Origin of the sequence: Serratia sp. CY29653 (assembly GCF_052169255.1) — a bacterium.
Taxonomy (GTDB): domain Bacteria; phylum Pseudomonadota; class Gammaproteobacteria; order Enterobacterales; family Enterobacteriaceae; genus Serratia; species Serratia sarumanii.
Genome location: NZ_JBJNLC010000006.1, coordinates 62,928 through 79,150 on the forward strand (window position 1 = coordinate 62,928; position 16,223 = coordinate 79,150).

15 protein-coding genes and 1 tRNA gene are annotated in these 16,223 nt (G+C 60.2%); 11 read left to right on the top strand and 5 right to left on the bottom strand.

The features are described 5' to 3' along the window. The first annotated feature begins 228 nt into the window (after positions 1-228). The 5 genes from sdhE (at position 229) to creD (ending at position 4,453) form a co-directional block, all read left to right on the top strand. The gene (gene sdhE / locus ACJ8HN_RS21405) at positions 229-495 is read left to right on the top strand and encodes an FAD assembly factor SdhE (RefSeq protein ID WP_004931679.1); all 267 of its coding nucleotides are present in this window, start codon (positions 229-231) and stop codon (positions 493-495) included. Beyond that, positions 476-898: a protein YgfX gene (locus ACJ8HN_RS21410; protein WP_033649453.1), complete on the top strand. Its 423-nt coding sequence runs from the start codon at positions 476-478 to the stop codon at positions 896-898. Before sdhE ends, ACJ8HN_RS21410 begins: the two co-directional genes overlap by 20 nt. After that, positions 898-1,593, top strand: coding sequence for a two-component system response regulator CreB (creB, locus tag ACJ8HN_RS21415; RefSeq protein ID WP_041036556.1), 696 nt, complete (start codon positions 898-900; stop codon positions 1,591-1,593). The genes ACJ8HN_RS21410 and creB overlap by 1 nt, the downstream gene beginning before the upstream one ends. Continuing rightward, positions 1,590-3,008 carry a two-component system sensor histidine kinase CreC gene (creC, locus tag ACJ8HN_RS21420; RefSeq protein ID WP_442523917.1) on the top strand — a complete coding sequence of 473 codons (1,419 nt, stop codon included), beginning with the start codon at positions 1,590-1,592 and terminating at the stop codon, positions 3,006-3,008. The genes creB and creC overlap by 4 nt, the downstream gene beginning before the upstream one ends. Positions 3,009-3,088: 80 nt before the next feature. Beyond that, complete coding sequence (creD, locus tag ACJ8HN_RS21425; RefSeq protein ID WP_041036554.1) at positions 3,089-4,453, top strand: cell envelope integrity protein CreD; 1,365 nt, start codon at positions 3,089-3,091, stop codon at positions 4,451-4,453. 37 nt (positions 4,454-4,490) lie between these two features. On the opposite strand, the gene fldB is transcribed toward creD, so the two are convergent. Continuing rightward, positions 4,491-5,009, bottom strand: coding sequence for a flavodoxin FldB (gene fldB, locus ACJ8HN_RS21430; protein ID WP_033635825.1), 519 nt, complete (start codon positions 5,007-5,009; stop codon positions 4,491-4,493). A 106-nt stretch (positions 5,010-5,115) separates the two neighbouring features. On the opposite strand from fldB, the gene xerD reads away from it, so the two are divergent. The 6 genes from xerD (at position 5,116) to ACJ8HN_RS21460 (ending at position 11,510) form a co-directional block, all read left to right on the top strand. Then, a complete protein-coding gene (xerD, locus tag ACJ8HN_RS21435; RefSeq protein ID WP_033638574.1) occupies positions 5,116-6,015 on the top strand; it encodes a site-specific tyrosine recombinase XerD in 900 nt (299 codons plus the stop codon). A 26-nt stretch (positions 6,016-6,041) separates the two neighbouring features. Beyond that, positions 6,042-6,758, top strand: coding sequence for a bifunctional protein-disulfide isomerase/oxidoreductase DsbC (gene dsbC, locus ACJ8HN_RS21440; protein ID WP_041036552.1), 717 nt, complete (start codon positions 6,042-6,044; stop codon positions 6,756-6,758). 6 nt (positions 6,759-6,764) lie between these two features. Next, the gene (recJ, locus tag ACJ8HN_RS21445) at positions 6,765-8,498 is read left to right on the top strand and encodes a single-stranded-DNA-specific exonuclease RecJ (protein WP_103773083.1); all 1,734 of its coding nucleotides are present in this window, start codon (positions 6,765-6,767) and stop codon (positions 8,496-8,498) included. Between the two features lie 166 nt (positions 8,499-8,664). Beyond that, positions 8,665-9,763 (top strand): peptide chain release factor 2 gene (gene prfB, locus ACJ8HN_RS21450; protein ID WP_096242572.1). Its coding sequence is split into 2 segments (ribosomal slippage): positions 8,665-8,739 and positions 8,741-9,763, totalling 1,098 coding nucleotides; the frame shifts between segments, so codons are not numbered across the junction. Positions 9,764-9,772: 9 nt separating this feature from the next. Then, entirely contained in the window at positions 9,773-11,290 is a 1,518-nt protein-coding gene (lysS, locus tag ACJ8HN_RS21455; RefSeq protein WP_033649459.1) for a lysine--tRNA ligase, read from the top strand. Positions 11,291-11,436: 146 nt separating this feature from the next. Beyond that, positions 11,437-11,510 (top strand) — tRNA-Gly (locus ACJ8HN_RS21460). 166 nt (positions 11,511-11,676) lie between these two features. On the opposite strand, the gene ACJ8HN_RS21465 is transcribed toward ACJ8HN_RS21460, so the two are convergent. The 4 genes from ACJ8HN_RS21465 to ACJ8HN_RS21480 all read right to left on the bottom strand — a co-directional run bounded on the left by ACJ8HN_RS21465 (position 11,677) and on the right by ACJ8HN_RS21480 (position 16,116). Then, on the bottom strand, positions 11,677-13,674 hold the full coding sequence (locus tag ACJ8HN_RS21465) for a BCCT family transporter (protein WP_041036550.1): 1,998 nt from the start codon (positions 13,672-13,674) through the stop codon (positions 11,677-11,679). Between the two features lie 155 nt (positions 13,675-13,829). Further along, positions 13,830-14,177, bottom strand: coding sequence for a hypothetical protein (locus ACJ8HN_RS21470; RefSeq protein ID WP_049194800.1), 348 nt, complete (start codon positions 14,175-14,177; stop codon positions 13,830-13,832). Between the two features lie 95 nt (positions 14,178-14,272). Beyond that, positions 14,273-15,505: a cysteine desulfurase-like protein gene (locus tag ACJ8HN_RS21475; RefSeq protein WP_033635820.1), complete on the bottom strand. Its 1,233-nt coding sequence runs from the start codon at positions 15,503-15,505 to the stop codon at positions 14,273-14,275. Beyond that, positions 15,502-16,116: a 2OG-Fe dioxygenase family protein gene (locus ACJ8HN_RS21480; RefSeq protein WP_223182037.1), complete on the bottom strand. Its 615-nt coding sequence runs from the start codon at positions 16,114-16,116 to the stop codon at positions 15,502-15,504. The genes ACJ8HN_RS21475 and ACJ8HN_RS21480 overlap by 4 nt, the downstream gene beginning before the upstream one ends. Positions 16,117-16,223: the final 107 nt, after the last annotated feature.

The window sequence follows — 16,223 nt, forward strand, 5'->3', positions numbered from 1 at the left end:
GGCGCCGGGGTGCGCTTTTTTTGGCATTTTGCGCTTTATTACGCTTTCCGCAGCAAAGCGCCTTCCCGGCGTGTATGTCAAATTGTTACTCTATAGGCTTGCGGCCAGGGCACCCTTGCAGACAGATCCCCGGCTGATGGAATTATATTGCGACGGCGTTGCCATACAGTGTGTCATTTGAACCCTGCGCTGGCGCTGCCGCGCTGAAAAGAGGTGAGTCATAACAACATGGATATTAACAACAAAGCACGTATTCACTGGGCTTGCCGCCGTGGTATGCGCGAGCTGGACATCTCCATCATGCCGTTCTTCGAGTACGAATACGACAGCCTGAATGACGCGGACAAGGCGCTGTTTATCCGCCTGCTGGAGTGCGACGATCCCGATTTGTTCAACTGGCTGATGAATCATGGCGCGCCGCAGGACGGCGAGCTGCAGAGAATGGTGACCCTGATCCAAACGCGAAATAAAGACCGTGGCCCAGTGGCGATGTGATATCCGCATTTCCTGGCGCACCCAGCTGTTTTCACTGTTGACCCACGGCGTGTTGATCCTGCTGATCCTGATTTCGCCCTGGCCGGAAGGTTTTGGCCCGCTCTGGCTGGTGCTGCTGACGCTGGTGGTGTTTCAGTGCATTCGCAGCCAGAAGCGCATCGCCGCGGCGCAGGGCGAGCTGCGGCTGCTGGCGGACCGGCGCTTCAGCTGGCACGGCCGCGAGTGGCGGCTGGCGAAAAAACCGTGGATGCCGGGTTACGGCATGCTGCTGACGCTGCTGCCGATGGAGGGCAAAAAGCGCCGCCGGCTGTGGCTGGCTTCCGACTGCATGAGCAAAGAGGAGTGGCGCCACCTGCGGCAGCTGTTGCTGTATCCGCCGGCGGGTGACGGCGAGGATCCCTGATGAAACCCGTACTCTGGTTGGTGGAGGATGAACCCAGCATTGCCGATACGCTGGTTTACACGCTGGAGAGCGAAGGCTTCGAGGTGCGCTGGTTCGAACGCGCGGAACCGGCGTTGCAGGCGCTGGCGCAAGGCGCGCCCGCGCTCGCTATCCTCGATGTCGGTTTGCCGGATATCAACGGCTTTGAATTGTGTCGCCGCCTGCTGGCTCAGGCGGCCGACCTGCCGATTCTGTTTCTCACCGCCCGCAGTGATGAAGTGGATCGCCTGATCGGGCTGGAGATCGGCGCTGACGACTATGTCGCCAAGCCGTTCTCCCCTCGCGAGGTCAGCGCGCGGGTGCGCACCATTTTGCGTCGCCTGCACAAGCAGCAGCGCCTGCAGCAGAGCGCGCCCTACCATTTCGGCGCTTTCGCGCTCGACGAAGACGCGGCCACCATTTCCTACCATGAGCGGCCGCTGTCGCTGACCCGTTACGAATACCTGCTGCTGAAGACGCTGCTGTTGGCGCCTGGACGGGTGTTCTCGCGGCAGCAACTGATGGAAAGCGTTTGGGCGCAGGCGGAAGAAAGCCTGGATCGCACCGTCGATACCCACATCAAAACGCTGCGCGCCAAGCTGCGTGCGGTTGAACCCGGTGAACCGCCGATCCACACCCACCGCGGATTGGGCTACAGCGTGAGCCGCCAGCCATGAAAATTGGCCTGCGCCTGCTGCTGGGGTACTTTCTGATCGTAGCGGTGGCCGGGTACTTCGTGCTGAGCATTTTCGTCCAGGAAGTGAAGCCCGGCGTGCGGCGCGCTACCGAAGGCACGCTGGTGGACACCGCCAACCTGCTGGCGCAGATCGCCCGTCAGGACATGCAGCGCGGCGATGCGGCGCATGGCCAACTGGCGCAGGCGTTTACGCAACTGAATCAGCGGCCGATCGGCGCCAACATTTCCGGCATCCGCAAGGATCGCAGTGAATACCACGTCTATCTTACCGATGCCCAGGGTCGGGTCATCTTCGATTCCGCCGGCCGCGCGCAGGGGCAGGATTATTCGCGCTGGAATGACGTTTATCGAACGCTGCGCGGCCAGTACGGCGCCCGCAGCACCCGCAGCGACTCGCAGGATGAAAACAGTTCGGTGATGTATGTGGCCGCGCCGGTGATAGAACAAGGGCGCATTATCGGCGTGCTCACCGTGGGTAAACCCAACAGCACCATGGCGCCGGTGATCAAGCGCAGCGAACGGCGCATTCTGTGGGCCGGCGCGTTGCTGCTGGGGATCGCTCTGCTGATCGGGGCGGTGTTCGTCTGGTGGATCAACCGGTCGATAGGCCGGCTGGTGCGTTATGCCGACGGGGTGGCGCAGGGCGAAAATGCGCCATTGCCCAAAGTGGGCGGCCGGGAACTGACCCAGCTGGCGCAGGCGCTGGAGAGCATGCGCCTGAAGCTGGAAGGCAAAGCCTATATCGAACAATATGCGCATGCCCTGACGCATGAGCTGAAAAGCCCGCTGGCGGCGATCAGGGGCGCGGCGGAGCTGTTGCAGGAGCTGCCGCCGCCGGAAACCGCCCGGCGTTTTCTCACCAACATTGAGCAGCAAAGCGCGCGCATCCAACAACTGGTGGATAAACTGCTGGTGCAGGCGCGGCTGGAGAGCCGGCCAGAAATGGAGACGGCGCCCATCGCGATCGCGGCGTTGATCGACCAGACGGTGGCGGGCAAAGAGGCGCAGGCGACGCAGCGCGGCGTCAGGTTGCGGCTGGAGGCGCTGGCGGAGGTGACGCTGAACGGCGATGCGTTGCTGATCAGCCAGGCGCTGACCAACCTGCTGGACAACGCGATCGATTTTACCCCGCCGGGCGGTTGCGTCAGCGTGCGAGGCGAACGGCGGGAACAGCATTACTGCATCAGCGTTTGCGACGACGGCAGCGGCATTCCTGACTATGCGTTCGATAAGGTGTTCGAGCGCTTTTATTCGTTGCCGCGCGCCGAACGGCCAAAAAGCAGCGGGCTGGGGCTGAACTTCGTGCAGGAGGTCGCCCGTCTGCATCATGGCGGCATTCACCTGCGCAACCGCCGGCCGCACGGGGTGGAAGCGACGTTCATGTTATCGCTGTGACTTCACCTTCCCTTCACATAACCACATTCTGATTTCACCTGCGGGTTTTATCGTGGCCTCATTACCTACGAGGAGCGAGCATGATGAAATCGGTACTTTTCTGGAAAATAACCACGCTGCTGGGATTGATGGTGGTGATGTTGATCCCCATCGCCCAACTGATGAGCGTGATCGACGAACGCAGCGGCTATCGGCAAAGCGTGGTCGGGCAGGTGAGCGAAAGCACCAGCGGGGCGCAGCGCGTGCTCGGCCCGTTGATTGTCATTCCTTATGTCGAACGAGAAGAGAAAAAAGACGAGAAAGGACAAACGGTGGTGCAGCGGGTGCAGCATCACCGCTATTTGCTGCCGGAGTCGCTTCAGGTGCAGGGGGCACCGAATGTGGAAGTGCGCAAGTTGGGCATTTATCAGACACAGGTTTACCAGGGGCCGCTGAACTTCAAGGTGCGTTTCGGCCAGCCGGAGCTGGCGGATTTGCAACGCGCCAACGTGACCGTCGGCCAGCCGTTCCTGCTGGTGGCGCTGAGCGATTCTCGCGGCATCAAGAGCATTTCCCCGCTGGCAACGCCGCAGCCGGTGGCGTTTGAGCCGGGCACCGGCGTGGGATCGTTGCGCCAGGGGATCCACGCACCGCTGACGCTGGCGGCGCTGCAACAAAAAGCGGGGCTGAGCGCCGACTTCACCCTGACGCTGGCGGGCACCAGCAGCCTGTCGCTGGTGCCGCTGGGGCGCAGCAGCGAGCTGCAGCTGCAAAGCAACTGGCCGCACCCGAATTTCCTCGGCAACTTCCTGCCGGACGAACGCAAGGTGACGGAGCAAGGGTTTAGCGCTCGCTGGCGCAGCACCTGGTTCGCCAACAACATCAACAGTGCGTTCCATTACGACGATGGCATTATCGACGAGGACAAGCTGCCGGCCTTCAGCGCCAGCCTGGTCGAACCGGTCGATCACTATCAGTTGACCGAGCGCGCGGTCAAATACGCGCTGCTGTTTATCGGGCTGACATTTATGGCGTTTTTCCTGTTCGAAACCCTGACCGGGCTGCGGGTGCACCCGATTCAATACCTGCTGGTCGGCGCGGCGCTGGTGTTGTTCTACCTGATTCTGCTGGCCTTCTCCGAACACCTGGGATTCGCTCTCGCTTACCTGGCGGCCAGCATCGCCTGCAGCGGTCTGATCGGCTTCTATCTGAGCGCCGTACTGCGCGGCAAGCTGCGCGGTGCGCTGTTCGCCGCGAGCCTATTGCTGTTGTACGGCGTGCTCTATTTGCTGCTGCAGTCGGAGGACAATGCGTTGGTGCTGGGGGCGGGGCTGCTGTTCGCCATTCTGGCGGGCATTATGCTGTTGACGCGCAAGTTGGACTGGTATCAGGTGGCCGATCCGGCGCGTCTGGCAAAGGAGACGCCGGCCGGCGAAGACGAGCCACGCTTCCGTCTGTGGAAATAAGCGGGGGAAATCGGGCGCGTTGAGCGCCCGATAGCGGCTACAGCAGCGGCTCCATTTCCAGCAGGATCTGTTCGCACCATTGCTGCAGGCGCTCTTCGCTCAGATCGTATTGATTGACCTCATCGAGCGCCAGGCCGACGAAGTGTTTGCCGTCGGCGCTCAGCGGTTTGGGGCTGGTGAACTCGAAGCCCTCGGTTGGCCAGAAGCCGATGAACTGCACGCCCAGCGGCGCGATGTGATCGTGCAGCATGCCCAGCGCGTCGAGGAACCATTCACCGTAACCGAGCTGATCGCCCATGCCGTACATGGCGACGATTTTGCCTTTCAGATCCAGCGCCGGCAGCTGCGGCCAGATCGCTTCCCAGTCTTCCTGCAGTTCGCCGAAATCCCAGGTCGGGATGCCGAGGATCAGTATGGAATAGTCCTCCATCAGCTTGGGAGAGACGTCTTTCAGGTTGTGCAGGTCGACCAGGTCTTCACCCAGAATCTCACGGATTTTTTCTGCCGCCATCTCGGTGTAGCAGGTGCTGGAGCCGTAAAACAGACCAATCTTCATGTGTAAACCGTTACGTTGCCGTTTAGAGAATTGCAGCGAGTATACCTGATTTGCGTCGGCTTAAGGCATAATGGCGCGGGTGGAAATGCAACAAAGAGAGGACCGCGTGCAACAGCAAGACCATGCGCTGATTGAACAATTCCTGGATGCGCTGTGGCTTGAGCGCAATCTGGCGGAAAATACGCTGGCCTCCTACCGGCTGGATTTGCAGGCGCTGGGCACCTGGCTTGGCCAGCAAAACACCGCCTTGCTGCAAGCGCAGGCGTTGGATCTGCAGGCGTTTCTCGCCGAGCGGGTGGACGGCGGCTACAAGGCCACCAGCTCCGCGCGTTTGCTGAGCGCCATGCGCCGCCTGTTTCAGTACCTGTACCGCGAAAAGCTGCGCGCCGACGATCCCACCGCGCAGCTGGCGTCTCCCAAGCTGCCGCAGCGTTTGCCGAAGGATCTGAGCGAGGCGCAGGTCGATGCGCTGCTGCAGGCGCCCTGCGTCGATCAGCCGCTGGAACTGCGCGACAAGGCGATGCTCGAAGTGTTGTACGCCACCGGGCTGCGAGTTTCCGAACTGGTGGGGCTGAGCATCAGCGACGTCAGCCTGCGCCAGGGCGTGGTGCGGGTGATCGGCAAGGGCAACAAGGAGCGGCTGGTGCCGCTGGGCGAAGAGGCGGTCTACTGGATCGAAAATTATCTGGAGCACGGCCGCCCGTGGCTGGTCAACGGCCAGACGCTGGATGTGCTGTTCCCTAGCACCCGCTGCCAGCAAATGACCCGACAGACGTTCTGGCATCGCATCAAACACTATGCCATCCTTGCGGGCATCGACAGCGAGCGTCTGTCGCCGCACGTGTTGCGGCACGCGTTCGCCACCCATTTGCTGAACCATGGGGCCGATCTCCGTGTCGTACAGATGTTGTTAGGGCACAGCGATCTCTCGACCACGCAAATTTATACTCATGTAGCGACCGAACGACTGAAACAGCTACATCAACAGCATCACCCGCGCGCCTGAGCGGCGGGTTCGAAAGGATTGGAACAATGAAAAAAGGTTTAATGCTGCTCTCACTGCTGGTGGCTTCGGTGACCAGCGCCGCCCATGCCGATGACGCGGCGATCAAAAAAGCGCTCGCCAGCCTGGGCATCCAACAGGCGGACGTGCAGCCTTCACCGGTCAATGGACTGAAAACCGTGCTGACCGACAGCGGCGTGCTGTACGCCTCCGAAGACGGCAAGCATATCCTGCAGGGCCCGCTGTTCGACGTCAGCGGCAAAGAGCCGGTCAACGTGACCAACCAACTGCTGGGCAGCAAGATGGACGCGCTGAAAGATCAGATGATCGTCTACAAGGCGCCGAAAGAGAAACACGTGATCACCGTGTTCACCGACATCACCTGCGGTTACTGCCACAAGCTGCACCAGCAGATGAAAGAGTACAACGATCTGGGCATCACCGTGCGCTACCTGGCGTTCCCGCGCCAGGGGCTGGCCTCCCAGGCTGAGAAAGACATGCAGTCGATCTGGTGCACCGCCGACAAGGCCAAGGCGTTCGACGCCGCCATGAAGGGCGACGCCATCTCCCCGGCGACCTGCAAAACCGACATCAGCAAGCATTACGAGCTGGGCGTGCAGTTCGGCATTCAGGGCACGCCGGCGATCATCCTGGAAAACGGCATGATGATCCCGGGCTATCAGGGGCCGAAAGAGATGGCCGCCATGCTGGATGCGCACCAGGCCGCCACCAAAGCCGGTGGTTAATCGCCGGTGAGTATCAAAACGCAACTACGTCGCCGCCCGGCGGCGGACGACACGCATCTGCCCGCCAGTTTGCCGCCGCTGCTGCGCCGGCTTTACGCCCTGCGCGGCGTGCAGGCTGAGCAGGAGCTGGAACGCGGCGTCAAGGGCATGCTGCCCTGGCAACAGCTGGACGGCATCGACGCCGCCGTCAGCCTGCTGCAACAGGCGCTGGCCGACGGCCGCCGCATCATGGTGGTGGGCGATTTCGACGCCGACGGCGCCACCAGCACCGCACTGACGGTGCTGGCGCTGCGCAGCATGGGCGGCGCAGCCGTCGACTACCTGGTGCCGAACCGCTTCGAAGACGGCTACGGCCTGAGCCCCGAAGTGGTGGAGCAGGCGGCGGCGCGCGGCGCGGAGCTGATCGTCACCGTCGATAACGGCATCTCCTCCCACGCCGGCGTCGACGTGGCGCACGCCAAGGGCATGCAGGTGTTGGTGACCGATCACCACCTGCCGGGCGAGACCCTGCCAGCGGCCGAAGCGATCGTCAATCCCAACCTGCGCGGCTGCGCCTTCCCGTCCAAATCGCTGGCCGGGGTGGGCGTCGCGTTCTACCTGATGCTGGCGCTGCGCGCCCGGCTGCGGGACAGCGGCTGGTTCGAGCAGCGCGCGCTGGCGATGCCCAATCTGGCGGAACTGCTGGATCTGGTGGCACTCGGCACCGTGGCCGACGTGGTGCCGCTGGACGCCAACAACCGCATTCTGGTGTATCAGGGGTTAAACCGCATCCGTGCCGGCAAATGCCGTCCGGGCATCCGCGCGCTGCTTGAGGTGGCCAACCGCGATGCCCGCCAGCTGGCGGCCAACGATCTCGGTTTCGCTCTCGGCCCGCGTCTTAACGCCGCCGGCAGGCTGGACGACATGTCGATCGGCGTGGCGCTGCTGCTGAGCGATGACATCGCGCAGGCGCGTATGCTGGCCAACGATCTCGACGCGCTGAACCAGACGCGACGCGAGATAGAGCAGGGCATGCAGGTGGAAGCCCTGCAGCTGTGCGACCAGTTGGAGCGCACCAGTACCGAGCTGCCTTACGGGCTGGCGATGTATCACCCGGAATGGCACCAGGGCGTGGTGGGCATCCTCGCCTCACGTATCAAAGAGCGTTTCCACCGCCCGGTGATCGCGTTCGCGCCGGCGGGCGACGGCATCCTGAAAGGTTCCGGCCGTTCGGTGCCTGGCCTGCACATGCGCGACGCGCTGGAGCGGCTGGATATGCTGAACCCCGGGCTGATGATGAAGTTCGGCGGCCACGCGATGGCGGCCGGGCTGTCGCTGGAAGAGGCCAGGTTCGACGAGTTCCGCCAGCGCTTCGGCGAGCTGGTGGGGGAATGGCTCGATCCGGCGATGCTGGAAGGGGTTATCTGGTCTGACGGCGAGCTGGCGATGCAGGAGCTGTCGCTGACGACGGCGGAGCTGCTGCGCGAGGGCGGCCCGTGGGGCCAGGCGTTCCCGGAACCGACCTTCGACGGTAAGTTCCGCATCCTGCAGCAGCGGCTGGTGGGCGAGAAACACCTGAAGCTGATGGTGGAGCCGCTCGGCGGCGGCCCGCTGCTCGACGGCATCGCATTCAACGTGGACACCACGCTGTGGCCGGACAGCAGCGTGCGCGAGGTCGAACTGGCCTACAAGCTCGACGTCAACGAGTTCCGCGGCAATCGTAACGTGCAGCTGCTGATCCAGCATCTTTGGCCGCGCTGAGGCGAAATTGAACACAATTCGGGGATTGGGCTCTCCAATCCCCTGCATCCTTTCCGATCGCCACAAAAACTGACCAACTCGCTATAAACTGCCGCCCGGATCCGTTAGAATTAGCGGTTCCAATGGCATTCCGCCATCGACGACATCAACGTAAAAGAACGAAACCATGTTTGAAATTAACCCGGTAAAAAACCGAATTCAGGACCTGTCCGAGCGGACTGCGGTTCTTAGGGGGTATCTTTGACTATGATGCCAAGAAGGAACGCCTAGAAGAAGTCAACGCCGAGCTGGAACAGCCGGACGTGTGGAACGAGCCGGAGCGCGCACAGGCGCTCGGCAAAGAGCGCGCCGCGCTGGAAGCCATCGTTGAAACCATCGATCAGCTGGAGCAGGGCGGCGAAGACGTCGGCGGGCTGCTGGAACTGGCGGTGGAAGCCGACGATGAAGAGACCTTCAACGAAGCGGTCGCCGAGCTGGATCAGCTGATGAGCAAGCTGGATCAGTTGGAATTCCGCCGCATGTTCTCCGGCGAATACGACAGCGCCGACTGCTATCTGGATATCCAGGCCGGCTCCGGCGGCACCGAAGCGCAGGACTGGGCCAGCATGCTGCTGCGCATGTACCTGCGCTGGGCCGAAGCCAAGGGCTTCAAGACCGAAGTGATCGAAGAGTCCGACGGCGACGTCGCGGGCCTGAAATCTGCCACCATCAAGATCATCGGCGATTACGCGTTCGGCTGGTTGCGCACTGAAACCGGCGTTCACCGCCTGGTGCGCAAGAGCCCGTTCGACTCCGGCGGCCGTCGCCACACCTCGTTCAGCTCGGTGTTCATCTACCCGGAAGTCGACGACGATATCGATATCGAAATCAACCCGGCGGATCTGCGTATCGACGTGTACCGCGCCTCCGGTGCGGGCGGTCAGCACGTCAACAAAACCGAATCCGCCGTACGTATTACTCACCTGCCAACCAACATCGTGGTGCAGTGCCAGAACGATCGTTCTCAGCATAAGAACAAGGATCAAGCGTTTAAACAGCTGCGAGCCAAGCTGTACGAGTTTGAGATGCAAAAGAAAAATGCTGATAAGCAGACGATGGAAGACAACAAGTCCGACATCGGCTGGGGCAGCCAAATCCGTTCTTACGTGCTGGATGACTCCCGCATCAAGGATTTGCGCACCAACGTCGAAACGCGTAACACGCAGGCCGTACTGGATGGCGACCTGGATAAATTCATTGAGGCAAGTTTGAAAGCCGGGTTATGAGGAATAGAAATGTCTGAACAACAAGTACAGGGCGCCGATCAGGCGCTGGATCTCAATAACGAACTGCAGTCCCGCCGCGAGAAACTGGCCGGCCTGCGCGAGAACGGCATTGCGTTCCCGAACGACTTCCGTCGTGACTCCACCTCCGACAAACTGCATGCCGCGTACGGCGATAAAGACAACGAAGAGCTGGAAGCGCTGGGCGTAGAAGTGACCGTCGCCGGCCGTATGATGACCCGCCGTATTATGGGCAAGGCATCCTTCGTCACGCTGCAGGACGTGGGCGGCCGCATTCAGCTGTACGTCGCGCGCGACGATCTGGCTGAAGGCGTGTACAACGACCAGTTCAAGAAGTGGGACCTGGGCGATATTCTCGGCGCACGCGGCAAGCTGTTCAAAACCAAGACCGGCGAACTGTCGATCCACTGCACCGAGCTGCGTCTGCTGACCAAAGCGCTGCGCCCGCTGCCGGACAAATTCCACGGCCTGGCGGATCAGGAAACCCGTTACCGCCAGCGTTACCTGGACCTGATCGCCAACGAAGAATCGCGCAACACCTTCAAGGTGCGTTCGCAGGTGATGTCGGCTATCCGCAACTTCATGGTGGAACGCGGCTTCATGGAAGTCGAAACCCCGATGATGCAGGTGATCCCGGGCGGTGCGTCCGCGCGTCCGTTCATCACGCACCACAATGCGCTGGATATCGACATGTACCTGCGCATCGCGCCGGAACTATATCTGAAGCGTCTGGTGGTTGGTGGCTTTGAGCGCGTGTTCGAAATCAACCGTAACTTCCGTAACGAAGGCGTTTCTCCGCGTCACAACCCAGAGTTCACCATGATGGAACTCTACATGGCTTACGCGGATTACAAAGACCTGATCGAGCTGACCGAGACGCTGTTCCGCACCCTGACCGAGAAAGTGCTGGGCACCTCTCAGGTGCAGTACGGCGACGAAGTGTTCGACTTCGGCAAGCCGTTCGAGAAGCTGACCATGACCGAGGCGATCAAGAAATACCGTCCGGAAACCGATCTGGCTGACCTGGCCGACATGGGCAAAGCGGTAGCCATCGCCGAATCCATCGGCATCAAGGTTGAGAAGAGCTGGGGTCTGGGCCGCGTCGTGACCGAGATCTTCGAAGAAGTGGCAGAAAGCCATCTGATTCAGCCGACCTTCATCACCGAGTACCCGGCTGAAGTGTCGCCGCTGGCGCGCCGCAACGACGTTAACCCGGAAATCACCGACCGCTTCGAGTTCTTCATCGGCGGCCGTGAAATCGGCAACGGCTTCTCCGAGCTGAACGACGCCGAAGACCAGGCGCAGCGCTTTGCCGATCAGGTGAACGCCAAAGACGCCGGCGACGACGAAGCGATGTTCTACGACGAAGACTACGTCACCGCGCTGGAGCACGGCCTGCCGCCGACCGCCGGTCTGGGCATCGGTATCGACCGTATGGTGATGCTGTTCACCAACAGCCACACCATCCGCGACGTAATTCTGTTCCCGGCGATGCGCCCACAGAAATAATTCCGTTTAGCGTGCAACCACCGGTGCAGGCAACTGCGCCGGTTTTTTTCGCCCACCGGACTTAACCGCTTAAAACATCGGCAGTTACGCGCCATCTCCGCTTGCCCGCCGCCGATAACCGGTTATAATGCCTGTCGCACACCGATGCGGGTGTAGTTCAATGGTAGAACGGCAGCTTCCCAAGCTGCATACGAGGGTTCGATTCCCTTCACCCGCTCCAGCACTCCCTCTTGAAAACATCCTGATTCTTCGAAACGTTATCCCGAACCAATCCTTTGCTCATAAAGCGCTGTTTCTGTTTGTCCGCCATTCCAACCGCATCATCAGCACTGTGGTGAAGAAAGCGGGGCAAAAAAATGCCGCCCCTGGGGACGGCATGTCGGCATTCAGCGAACCAGATGCAAGAAATGCAGGTGTTTCTCGTACTGGTCAAGAATATCGTTGATCAACTGCTCCTGATTCCAGCCCATGACATCGTAGTTCTGGCCGCCTTCTTTCAGGTAAATCTCCGCGCGATAATACTTGTGCTGCTCGGCTTGCTGTTCATCGTTATCCAGCCCGGCCAGAGCGAACGTCGGCGAACTGTAGCCGCGCAGTCTGACTTCATAGATAAAGTTAAGCTCATCGCCCAAATCGACCTCGAAACGAATGCGGTCTTCCGCAGTGGTGTTGATGCTGCTGAGCGTGTTTTGTTTACTCAGCTCTTCCTGCACCAGCGTCATGGCAGGCTGGATGACCTCATCCATAAAGCGCTTAACCAGCGAGCGTTTTGGCAGATAGGCGATATTGCGCAGCCTGCGCTGCCAGGGAATGGGGTTGCGGGCGGCGGTGGGGGCGATGGTGGCCATATTTTGGCTGTCGCGCTTGGTCAGATCGCGACGCAGTGCCTTAAGCAAGCCGTAGATGGAGACCAGCAAGATGGCCGAGAAAGGCAATGCGCTGGCGATGGTGACGGTTTGCAGCGCGCTGAGCCCCCCGGCGATCAGCAAGGCGATGGCGACGATGCCCATCAGCGACGCCCAGAAAATGCGTTGCCAGACCGGTGTGTTGCTGGAGCCGCCCGAAGCCAGCGTATCCACGACCATGGCGCCGGAATCGGCGGAGGTGACGAAAAAGACGATAACCATCGCCATGGCGATAAACGAAAGCACGCTGGAGAACGGGAAATGCTCCAGGAAGTTAAACAACGCCAGCGCCACGTCTTGCTGTACCGTAGCGGCGAGGTCTGTCGCGCCCTTTTCCATGATGAGGTAAATGGCGCTGTTGCCGAACACCGTCATCCACATGAGGGTGAAGCCGGCCGGGACGAACAGCACGCCCGTGACAAATTCGCGGATGGTTCGGCCGCGGGAAACTCGTGCGATGAACATACCGACGAAAGGCGACCAGGAGAGCCACCACCCCCAATAGAGCAGCGTCCATCCGCCTAACCAGTTGCTGGATTTCGGCTCATAGGCATACAGGTTGAACGTCTTGCTGACCAGCTCGGACAGATAGCCGCCGGTATTTTCCACAAAGGATTTCAACAGCAGAACGGTTGGCCCCAACAGCAAGACCAAGGCCAGGAGCAACAGCGCCAGGCCAAGATTCAGCTCCGACAGAAAGCGTATGCCTTTCTCCAGCCCTGAAACCACGGAAATGGTGGCCAGCCCGGTAATCACCACGATCAATATCACCTGAACGGTTTCGTTGATCGGCACGCCAAACAGGTGGTTAAGCCCGGCGTTGACCTGCAACACGCCATAACCCAGCGAGGTCGCGACCCCGAATACGGTGCCGATGACCGCGAAGATATCGACGGCGTGGCCGATAGGGCCATAAATGCGGTCGCCGATGATCGGATAAAGCGCAGAGCGCAGGGTCAACGGCAGGCCATGCCGATAGCTGAAGAAGGCCAGAATCAACGCCACGATGGCGTAGATTGCCCAGGCGTGCAGCCCCCAGTGGAAAAAGGTCAGGCGCATGGCCTGTTTGGCCGCCTCGACGCTCTCGGGCGTGCCGACCGGCGGCGAAAGATAGTGCATAACCGGTTCTGCCACGCCGAAGAACATCAGGCCGATGCCCATCCCCGCTGAAAACAGCATGGCAAACCATGAGTGGTAGCGAAAATCGGGTTGCGCATGATCGGGGCCGAGTTTGATGTCGCCGTAGCGGGAAAGCCCCAGAAACGTCACGCTGAGCAAAATCAGCGCCACGGCCAAAATATAAAACCAACTGGCGTTGGTGAAGATTTGTTGCTGCAGAAGTTTGAAGTTCTTGTCAGCGACGTCGGGGAAAAAGGCGGCGAACGCGACCAGAAGAAAAATGAGGACTGCAGAGGTGAAGAATACCGCTTTGTTGATGTGGCTTTGCGGATTTTTTAGGGGGGTGTCTTTCTCACTCATAAATTGATTTATTCCATTTGTTTGATTATCGCCCTGAATGGAGGAGAGGTGTAACCTGTTATATCGTAGCAAAATAGTCAGGCTGTCGGTGTCGGTCAATAGGGCGGAATTACCGCTGCCTGAGTGCGGTAATTCCGAGTTATTCCGTGTTGCCGTTAGTTAAATAAAAATGCCAATAACCCCGTCACCTTATTTTTATTTTCCCATCCTTCCAATTTCATGCAGGCATTAACGTGTTCTGTTCTGCGCATTGCATTGCTGTCCGAGGGAAAGGCGCCGCCACCGGCGTTGGGGATTTCCGTGCCGTTGATAGTCATGGAGGAGAAGGCCGGTGAGCTGGCGTGCAAAGACAGGCTGACGGGATAGCGCTGTTCAGCTGCTTGCCGGCAGCTGGCTCTGGCCGCTTCCAGGGGCGTCGGGGTTGCCGTTTGCGCTTCCCATTTCTCCGGCGTGGCGCAGGAAGACATCATCAACGCGGCGGCGATAACTGCATATTTTCGCAAAGTAAAAATCCATTTCTAAAATAAAATCCTCTGTATTCTACCCCCGGCGTTGCGCGATGGCCCGCTCAATAAGGTGAGCGGGCCGATGTGGCGAGTTAACTGAGGATATCTTCGGCGATCACTTTAAACAGCGTGTCTATTTCACTCTGGGTGTTGTAGTGCATCATGCCGATGCGCAGCACGCCGCCGTCCTGTAACCCCAACTGCTGGATCAGGCCCAGCGCATAGAAATGCCCGCTGCCGGCGCAGATGTTGTGCTGCCCGAGATGACGGGCGATTGCGTCAGGCGTCTGGCCGCTGAAGGTCAGGGCGAAGGTTGGCGTGCGGCGCGCGCTGTCCGCCTGTGAATGGCCGTAGAGCCGCACGCCGTCGAGTTGCTGCAGCCGTTGCAAAAAGTGGCGGCACAGCGCCTCTTCATGCTGGTGGTAGGCGGCGAAACTCTCCTGCAAGCGCTGCCTTAACGGCGCGCCGGGCGTGCCCCACTGCGCCAGATAGTCGATCGCCGCCGCGACGCCGGCCAGCGCCTCGAAGCTTTGCGTGCCGGTCTCGAAACGGCCGGGGCCGACGTCGGTGGCCGGCTCGACTTTATATGGCCGCAGGCGTTGCAACCACTGCGGCGCAAGGTAGGCCATGCCGACGTGCGGGCCAAAGAACTTGTAGGCGGAGCACACCAGGAAATCACAGCCCAGCGCCTGCACGTCAATCAGGTTATGCGGCGCATAGTGCACGGCGTCGACATACACCTGCGCGCCGACCCGATGCGCGGCTTCGACGATGGTTTTGATATCGACGATGCTGCCGGTGACGTTGGAGGCGTAGCTGACCGCCACCAGGCGAGTGTTGGCGTTGATGCGTTCACACACCTTTGCGGCGTCGAGAGAACAGTCTGCGCTCTCCAGCGGTATCTGATGCACCACGGCTCCTTTGTCGGCGGCGGCCTGCTGCCAGCTGGAGACGTTGGCGTAGTGATCGAGCGCGGTGACGATGACCTCATCGCCGGCCTGCCAGTCGCGGCTGATTATGCGGCTGAGATGGAAAGTCAGCGTGGTCATGTTCATGCCGAAGACAATGTTGTCGGGCGACGGCGCATTTAACAAGGCGCGCACCGATTCTCGCGCCTGGCCCATCACCTCACCGGTGACCCGGCTGGAGAAGTAGTGGCCGCCCAGGTTGGCGTTGTATTTCCCCAGGTAGTCCGTCATTTTTTCCAGCACGCCCCGTGAAACCTGCGCTCCGCCGGGGCCGTCGAAAAAGATCGCCGGTTTGCCGTCGATTTGCTGAGACAGGGCGCTGAACTGGCGTCGGGCGAGCTCGGGCGTAAAGGTCATGCTTTCTCTCCCCGCGCGGTGAGGACGAAGAGATCCAAATGGCCTTCCTCAGTTGGGTTCACGGCGTTGATCGGCGTGGCGTTGTGCCACAGTTTGCTGTCCGCCAGCAGCACGGCCTCACCGTCCGCCAGCGCTTTTTTAAAGAAGGGATCGTGGTGGCTGTCGTCGTACAGCATGATTTCACCGCCGACGATGTTGTGCCGGTGAATGGCGATCATCGCGATATGGTCGAAACCGTCCTGGTGAATGCCTTCCGGCGCCACCTGGGTGTCTTTCTCGATGGCGACCACGCGCATCTGATGGATCTCAATCTCGGCGCCTTCCGGCAGCTCGTTGCTTTCTGCAAACAGGTTGCACATCTCCGCCATGCCGGCGCTCTGCAGTACGGCGCTGTCGATAGGCTCGAAGCGGCGCACCACGTTGCCCTGGAAGTGGTTGATCTGATCGGACTGCATGAAGGTGCGTGGCCCCACTTCGGCGACGTTGGGGTTGAGGTATTTAACGACCGAATAACGGCGCAGGCGATATTTGCCGTCGGCGTGTTGCGTGTGGGGCAAGGAGGAAAACGAAGGCATCAGTTGTTGGGTGGCTTGCGGGCTTAGTACAGTCATACTTATTACGTTTTCGTGTTTCTGTAACATAATCACCTCTAATAATAATAATTTCTGATGTTGTAGGGGGTAATTAGATTGAATTGTAGACGACTCTATAACCAACG

Excerpts from the sequence above, each read along its gene's own strand:
- sdhE (WP_004931679.1), top strand. The coding sequence starts at position 229 with ATGGATATTAACAACAAAGCACGTATTCACTGGGCTTGCCGCCGTGGT.
- ACJ8HN_RS21465 (WP_041036550.1), bottom strand. The coding sequence starts at position 13,674 with ATGAGTGAGAAAGACACCCCCCTAAAAAATCCGCAAAGCCACATCAAC.
- creC (WP_442523917.1), top strand. The coding sequence starts at position 1,590 with ATGAAAATTGGCCTGCGCCTGCTGCTGGGGTACTTTCTGATCGTAGCG.
- creD (WP_041036554.1), top strand. The coding sequence starts at position 3,089 with ATGATGAAATCGGTACTTTTCTGGAAAATAACCACGCTGCTGGGATTG.
- lysS (WP_033649459.1), top strand. The coding sequence starts at position 9,773 with ATGTCTGAACAACAAGTACAGGGCGCCGATCAGGCGCTGGATCTCAAT.
- ACJ8HN_RS21480 (WP_223182037.1), bottom strand. The coding sequence starts at position 16,116 with ATGACTGTACTAAGCCCGCAAGCCACCCAACAACTGATGCCTTCGTTT.
- creB (WP_041036556.1), top strand. The coding sequence starts at position 898 with ATGAAACCCGTACTCTGGTTGGTGGAGGATGAACCCAGCATTGCCGAT.
- dsbC (WP_041036552.1), top strand. The coding sequence starts at position 6,042 with ATGAAAAAAGGTTTAATGCTGCTCTCACTGCTGGTGGCTTCGGTGACC.
- ACJ8HN_RS21475 (WP_033635820.1), bottom strand. The coding sequence starts at position 15,505 with ATGACCTTTACGCCCGAGCTCGCCCGACGCCAGTTCAGCGCCCTGTCT.
- fldB (WP_033635825.1), bottom strand. The coding sequence starts at position 5,009 with ATGAAGATTGGTCTGTTTTACGGCTCCAGCACCTGCTACACCGAGATG.